This window comes from uncultured Brachyspira sp. (assembly GCF_949287625.1).
Lineage (GTDB): Bacteria > Spirochaetota > Brachyspiria > Brachyspirales > Brachyspiraceae > Brachyspira.
In genome coordinates this window covers 1-7,268 of record NZ_CASEGO010000129.1, presented here as the reverse complement: position 1 = coordinate 7,268, position 7,268 = coordinate 1, and the positions used below count along the sequence as shown (strand labels likewise).

General features: G+C 28.7%; 4 protein-coding genes and 2 tRNA genes. 1 reads left to right on the top strand and 5 read right to left on the bottom strand.

What is annotated here, in order from left to right; genetic code table 11:
- Positions 1–197 precede the first annotated feature (197 nt).
- The gene (locus Q1X91_RS14110; protein ID WP_300758989.1) at positions 198–3,371 is read left to right on the top strand and encodes an efflux RND transporter permease subunit; all 3,174 of its coding nucleotides are present in this window, start codon (positions 198–200) and stop codon (positions 3,369–3,371) included.
- Between the two features lie 511 nt (positions 3,372–3,882).
- Here Q1X91_RS14110 and groL read toward each other — a convergent pair.
- The 5 genes from groL to Q1X91_RS14085 form a co-directional block, all read right to left on the bottom strand.
- The gene (gene groL, locus Q1X91_RS14105) at positions 3,883–5,514 is read right to left on the bottom strand and encodes a chaperonin GroEL (RefSeq protein WP_300758984.1); all 1,632 of its coding nucleotides are present in this window, start codon (positions 5,512–5,514) and stop codon (positions 3,883–3,885) included.
- Positions 5,515–5,708: 194 nt separating this feature from the next.
- Positions 5,709–5,918, bottom strand: coding sequence for a 30S ribosomal protein S21 (rpsU, locus tag Q1X91_RS14100; RefSeq protein ID WP_008724792.1), 210 nt, complete (start codon positions 5,916–5,918; stop codon positions 5,709–5,711).
- Between the two features lie 28 nt (positions 5,919–5,946).
- Positions 5,947–6,020, bottom strand: a tRNA-Met gene (locus Q1X91_RS14095).
- A 30-nt stretch (positions 6,021–6,050) separates the two neighbouring features.
- Positions 6,051–6,123: transfer RNA gene (locus tag Q1X91_RS14090), tRNA-Met, on the bottom strand.
- A 56-nt stretch (positions 6,124–6,179) separates the two neighbouring features.
- Complete coding sequence (locus Q1X91_RS14085) at positions 6,180–7,115, bottom strand: hypothetical protein (RefSeq protein WP_300758979.1); 936 nt, start codon at positions 7,113–7,115, stop codon at positions 6,180–6,182.
- Between the last annotated feature and the right edge of the window lie 153 nt (positions 7,116–7,268).

The following is a 7,268-nucleotide window of genomic DNA, read 5'->3' as shown; positions in this document are numbered from 1 at the left end:
AATAAATAATAATCATAAAAAAATTCGTGATAAATATAATTATAATGAACACTATAATATTTATGTCTATTAATTAGTACAAATTAATACTATATTTTAAACATAAAATAAATTATTATATAATATTTTTTATTATATAGATAAATTTATATTAAAATTTACTATACTATAATATATATATTTTTAGGATAAAACATATGAAACAATTAATATACTTTTTTGCAAGTAATAGAATGCTTGTAAACATTATCATATTTGTATCTATTATGATAGGTTTATACTCATATTATAATATAGATAAAGAATCATTTCCTTCTACAGATTTAGAATTAATGATTTTGCAGGTAGTATACCCTGGTGCTTCTCCTTTAGATGTTGAACAAAACGCTGTTATACAAATAGAAGACCAATTAAGAACTATATCTGGAATAGATGAGTTTACGTCTATAATAACAGAAAATGCTGCTATAATATTTGTTCAGCTTGATATGGAAATTGATACAAGCAAAGCCAAAGATGATATTTTCAGAAAAATGCAGAGTGTCCCAGATATGGCAGAAGAAGTTGAAACTATAGAAATAACCGATATAAACCCAAAACTTACATCCATTTACAAAATAGGAGTTCATTTTAAAAAAGGATTTGAAGGAGATGAAAAAGTTTTATATGATTTCAGTAAAGAATTAGAAAGACAATTAAAATATGTTGACGGGGTTGCTGATATAACAGTACAGGGAAGAACAGATCCTGAAGTAAAAATACTTGCTGACCCAAAAAAACTGCAGGAATATTATATTTCTTTAACCGATATAGTAAACTCCCTCTCTGCAAGAAATATAAGAGCTACAAGCGGTGATTTTAAAAAGCCTCTTTATACCGACTTAGAGGAAAATGAAGAAGAAAAAACAATAGTAACAATGGGACAGTTTGAAAACCCTATAGAAGCAGCTAATGTCGTTGTGCGTTCTACATTTAACGGTCAAAGAGTAAGAATACAGGATTTGGCAAAAGTAAATAGAGATTTTGTTGAAAAGTCTATATATGTAAGAATAAACAGTGTAGAAGGATATTCCCTAAGCATACAAAAAAAAGAAAATGCTGATATAGTAAAAACTACAGAAAACATTAATAATTTTCTAAAAAATAATCAGAAACTTATACCAGAAAATATAGAAGTTACAACTATGGGCGAAACTTCAAGAATGGTATTAGCTCTAACAAATGTAGCAACTAGCAATTTAATCTTTGGATTTATTATTATATTGATAGTGCTTATAATATTTTTGGATTTTAAAAGTGCATTATTTACAAGCATAGGTATGATAGTTGTTATATTTATCACTTTCTCATATATTAATTTTTCTGATTTAACTTTTAATATAATATCACTTGCTGGTATAATTACTGTTATAGGTATGGTTGTTGATAATAGTATAGTAGTATGTGAAAACATATACGATTTCCAAAAGGCTGGAAAAACAGGTCTGGAAGGAACAGTTGAAGCGGTAAAAGATGTAGTAAGCCCTATAACTGTTGCTACTATGACTACTGTTGTAGCTTTTATGCCTATGCTTATTATAAAAGATGTTGTAGGAAAACTTATAGCTCCTTTTCCTAAAGTTGTAGTTGTAGCTTTGATTGCTAGTTTATTTCAAGCAATATTTTTACTTCCAAATAATCTGCAGGATAAAACTAAGAAAAACTTGAAATTCTTAAAAAAAATAAAAAATCCTCTGGACTTTGATAAAGAAAAATTATTTAATGCTATGAAAAATCCTTTTAATAAAGCATTAAAAACTTTATTAAAATTCAGATATTTAGTAGCTTTATTTTTCATAGTGCTTTTAATATTTTCATTCTTCTTAGCTAAAGAAAGCCTTAAGAAATTTATACTAATATATGATACAAGCTCAGACAGTATAATGATAAATATTGACTCTGGTATAGGAAACTCTATTAATAATACTATGAAATACGTTGAACAAATAGAGAATATTATATACAAGTCAGTTGATACTAAAAACCTAATAGCAGTTAATAGCGTTGTAGGAAAACAGGTTAATCAAAATATAGTTGATATTTCAGAAGAATCAGCAAACCTAGCAGGTATAACAGTTTATCTTATACCGTCTACAGAAAGAAAAAAAACAGCTTATGATATAATGGACGATATAAACAGAGAATTAGAAAAAACAAGTTTGAGAGAAGAATTAGATGCTTTAATGGTATCTGTTAAACTTCCTATGGACCCTGGTAAAGCAGTAGATATAAAAATAGTCGGAAATAATCTGGAGCAAACTAGAAAAGTAAGAGATGAGGTAAAAGCATATTTACTTAGCTTGAACGGAGTAATTAACTATTATGATGATGATAAAGCTGGTAAAAATGAACTTAGAGTATTATTTGATTATGATGAGATAGCACAGCTTGGAATGAATGTAGCTAATGTTGCAAACGAATTAAGAACAGCATACAGCGGAACAGTGGCAACATCAATACAGGAACTTGATTATAAATTAGATTTCAGGGTACAGTTAGACAGAAATTACATATTTGATACTAATGTACTTAATAATCTAGTTATACCTAATACATATAACAGACTTTTGTATTTAAAAAATGTGGCAAATATAGTTGAAACTAACGGCGTATCTTCTATTAGACACTATAATGGTCAGAGATGTATTACAATCAATGCCGACTTAATACAAGGACAAAATACTTCTATACAAGTAATGTTTGCTGTGCAAAATAAGTTTAAAGATATTGCTCAGAGATATCCAGGTATAATAATAGGTTTTGGAGGAGAAGCTGATCAGACAGTAGGAGCTTTAGACGGGCTCACTGTTACACTTTTAATAGCGATAGTTTTAATATATTTAATATTATTACTTCAGTTTAAAAAATTTATTCAGCCTTTAATGATAATGTTTTTAATACCTTTTACATTAACAGGAGTATTTATAGCATTTTATCTTCATGGCATGCCTATGTCATTTATTGGTTTTATAGGAATTGTAGGCTTATGCGGAGTTCTTGTTAATGATGGTATCATAATGATAGACTTAATAAATAAAATTATAGAATCTGGAAAAACTGATACAGAAGCATTGAACAATCCTAAAAAATTCGCATTCAACTCAATAGTAGAAGGTGCTACTCAAAGACTTCTTCCTATATTTTTAACTACAGTAACAACGGTAGGCGGTCTTCTTCCAACAGTTTATGGTATAGGAGGACGTGCTGATTTGATAGTACCTATAGTTATGAGTTTGGCTTACGGGCTTATATTCTCTACACTTATTACATTGATATTTTTACCTTGTGTGTTTATGATAGCATTTGATTTAAGACTTATAAAATTAAAATGATTATATAATAGACTTGTTTCAAAACTAAATTAATAGTTTAAGTTTGTTAATTTTTTTATTGTTCTTTTTCCCGCCGCAAAAAGAACCAAAAAGTGCAAGCATTGAAATTATTATCAAATAGTATCAATTATGTTTTATATGTAAGATAAATTATTAAATTCAGTATAGAAATGCCGTCTTTTTGGTTCTTTGTTCCAACAAAATAACTTAGGTAGTGTCAAAGCCCTGCAAATATTTTAAATATAAAAAATAATTTTGACAAATTGTATTTGTTTATGTATGTAGTAAAACTATAAATTATACAACATATAAAACATTATTTTAATAATTTATAAATTATCAAAATTTCATATATAATCTTTTCAAGTAGTTTTGAAGCAACTCTATTATAAAATTTGATATATAATCATATACAGACTTTTAAACAAATATAATAAAAAATAAAGCCCCAGTAAGAATACTGAGGCTTTTTATTATAAAATTAATTATTATAATTTTTATAGGCTATTTATTAATACATACCGCCCATTCCGCCGCCAGGCATTGGAGGCATTGGTTTTTCAGGTTCTGGTATATCAGTAATAATAACTTCAGCAGTTAATACTTGGCTTGCTATAGAAGCAGCATTTTGTAAAGCACTTCTTGAAACTTTAGCAGGATCTATAATACCAGCTTTTAACATATCAACCCATTCATTAGTAAGAGCATTGAAACCCATATTGCCTTTTTGTTCTTTAGCCTGAATAGCAACAACTGAACCGTCTAAACCAGCATTTGTAGCTATCATTCTTATAGGCTCTTCTATAGCTCTTTTTACTATATTGATACCAACTTGTTCATCAGCATTATCAGCTTTTAAAGAATCAAGTTTATGCTGAGCATGTAAATAAGTGATACCGCCGCCAGGTATAACACCTTCTTCAACAGCTGCACGAGTTGCAGATAGAGCATCTTCTACTCTAGCTTTTTTCTCTTTCATTTCTACTTCAGTAGCAGCACCTATATTTATAACAGCAACACCGCCTGAAAGTTTAGCAAGTCTTTCCTGTAATTTTTCTTTGTCATAATCACTGTCAGTTTCTTCTATTTGTTTTTTAATTACAGTAACTCTGTTTTTTACATCTTCTTTGCTTCCAGCACCTTCAACTATAGTAGTATTTTCTTTATCTACAGTGATTTTTTTAGCTTTACCAAGCTGCTCAATAGAAGCATTTTCAAGTTTCATACCTAAATCTTCACTGATAACTTGTCCGCCTGTTAATATAGCAATATCTTCAAGCATAGCTTTTCTTCTATCGCCGAAACCTGGAGCTTTAACAGCACATACATTTAATACTCCTCTCATTTTGTTAAGTACTAAAGTAGCCAAAGCTTCATTTTCAATATCTTCAGCGATGATAATGAAAGGTCTTCCAGTTTGAGCAATTTTTTCAAGTATAGGAAGAAGTTCTTTCATATTAGAGATTTTTTTGTCATAGATAAGAAGTAAAGCATCTTCTAATTCAGCAGTCATACTGTCTCCGTTAGTTACAAAGTATGGAGAAATATAACCTCTGTCAAACTGCATACCTTCTACTAATGAAAGGCTAGTTTCTAAAGATTTAGCTTCTTCTACAGTGATAACACCTTCTTTACCAACTTTTTCCATAGCATCGCTGATTAAACTTCCTATCTCTTTATCATTGTTAGCAGAAATAGTAGCAACCTGAGCAATTTCTTCTTTGCCTTTAATTTGTTTAGCTTCAGATTTAATATAACCAACTATTTCATTAACAGCTTTTTCTATACCTCTTTTAATAAGCATAGGATTAGCACCGCTAGTTACATTTTTTAAACCTTCTTTAACCATAGCCTGAGCTAAAACAGTAGCAGTAGTTGTACCGTCACCTGCAACATCATTAGTTTTGGTAGCAACTTCTTTAACAATTTGAGCACCCATATTTTCAAATGGATCTTCTAATTCTATTTCTTTAGCGATAGTTACACCATCATTTATTATAGTAGGAGGACCAAATTTTTTGTCTATTACAACATTACGTCCGCGTGGTCCTAAAGTTACCTTTACGGCATTAGCTAAAGCATCTACACCTCTCATAAGGGCACGTCTAGCTTCTTCATCAAATAATAGCTGTTTTGCTGCCATATATATTTTCTCCTTATTAAGTATTATTAAATTAAATTATTAGCATTATTAAACTTTTAAAATTATTTAGTTTTAAAATTGTAAAAATTATACATTAAAAAATAAATATTTTCAAGTATGCAACTGTATTAATTAGCTGAAAAAAAAGCACTGATATGTTTGATATCAATGCTTTAATAAAAATAACAGATAAATTACAGCAAACCTAATCTGCGTTCTTTTTTGATTTTTCTTTTCATTCTTTTAAGAGCTTTTTCTCTTTGAAGTTTTTTCTCAAGAGAAGGTTTTTTATAGAATTGTTTTTCTTTAAGGTCTTGTAAAATACCTTCATTTTCACAAGCTCTGCGGAATCTTTTAATAACGCTTTCTACTGGTTCGCCTTCATTAGCGAATACTCTTACCAATTAACTCACCTGCCTTTTTATAAGATATTAGCGGCGAAGGGACTTGAACCCCTGACACTGCGGATATGAGCCGCATGCTCTAACCACCTGAGCCACGCCGCCAAAAAATAACAAGCCTATATTTTCGGCTATTAGCGGGGGCAGGACTTGAACCTACGGCCTTTGGGTTATGAGCCCAACGAGCTACCAACTGCTCCACCCCGCGGTATTAAATAAATATTGAAAACAATATACACTTTTTTAAAAAAATGTCAAGTATTTTTATACAAACTTATTTAAAAACTCTTCGGGTTTTAACGCTTCTCCTGATTCAAACAGGTTTATTATATACTTATTGATAAATATTTTTTCTTTTTTTAATTTTGTCTCAATAAATAAACCTTCGCTTTTTAATCTTGATAATAGTCTTGCTGCTTTATCTCTTTTCCAATCAAACATACTCATTAAATCTATTATCCTAATATAAGGAGTGATAAATATCATATAAAATACGCTTGAATCAGCTAGTTTCTTAAAATTTTTATTTTGTAAAAGTTTATCTCTTAATACTTTTAAATTACTATGCACAAAGCTAATAGTATCAACAGCATATAAACATATACCGCATAAAAATTTCAAATATCTTATTATAGATTCCTTATTAAAACTTTCATTCATACTCATTTCAAAAAATTGATAAGGATAAAGTATGGGCTTATCTAATAATTTTAATTTGTATGAATAAATATTAAACACAACTCTGCATATTATAAAACAGCTTTGATAATCCTTAACATATTCATAAGATATTTTTTGATAAACTAATAACTTTAATAAAGGATCTAAATCTGCATTGTCTATACAAGATATTTCCTCATCATAGCTTTTATCTATTTTAATTTCTCTATCTTCAAGTTTGCTTACTATATTTGAAAAAACTTCTGAATTATAATCACTTTGTACAAACTCTTTTAATATAGCAAACTCTTTATACTTTGAATGATATTCTTCTAATATACTATACGATATCATAGCTATATCTTTAAACTCATAATTACTTGAAGGATTTAATATTAATGATAATATACTTAAAAGATACTCTGAATTTTTTAAAGATATACATGACATTCTAAAATCATAATAAGCATGCCAAGTTTTAGCCAATTCTTTGAGCACATCAACATCATCAAACATCTCTATATTAAATTTACTACTCATATACGTATATTAACACAATAATGCTTATATATCAATACATATTTTTATAAAGTTATGTTTAAGAGCCATAGATATTGCACAGTTTTAGTTTAAAAAAAGGAGGTATTCCTTATAATTTAAATTATCACAACAAACAAAAAGGAATACCTATGA

Excerpts from the sequence above, each read along its gene's own strand:
- Q1X91_RS14110 (WP_300758989.1), top strand. The coding sequence starts at position 198 with ATGAAACAATTAATATACTTTTTTGCAAGTAATAGAATGCTTGTAAAC.
- groL (WP_300758984.1), bottom strand. The coding sequence starts at position 5,514 with ATGGCAGCAAAACAGCTATTATTTGATGAAGAAGCTAGACGTGCCCTT.
- Q1X91_RS14085 (WP_300758979.1), bottom strand. The coding sequence starts at position 7,115 with ATGAGTAGTAAATTTAATATAGAGATGTTTGATGATGTTGATGTGCTC.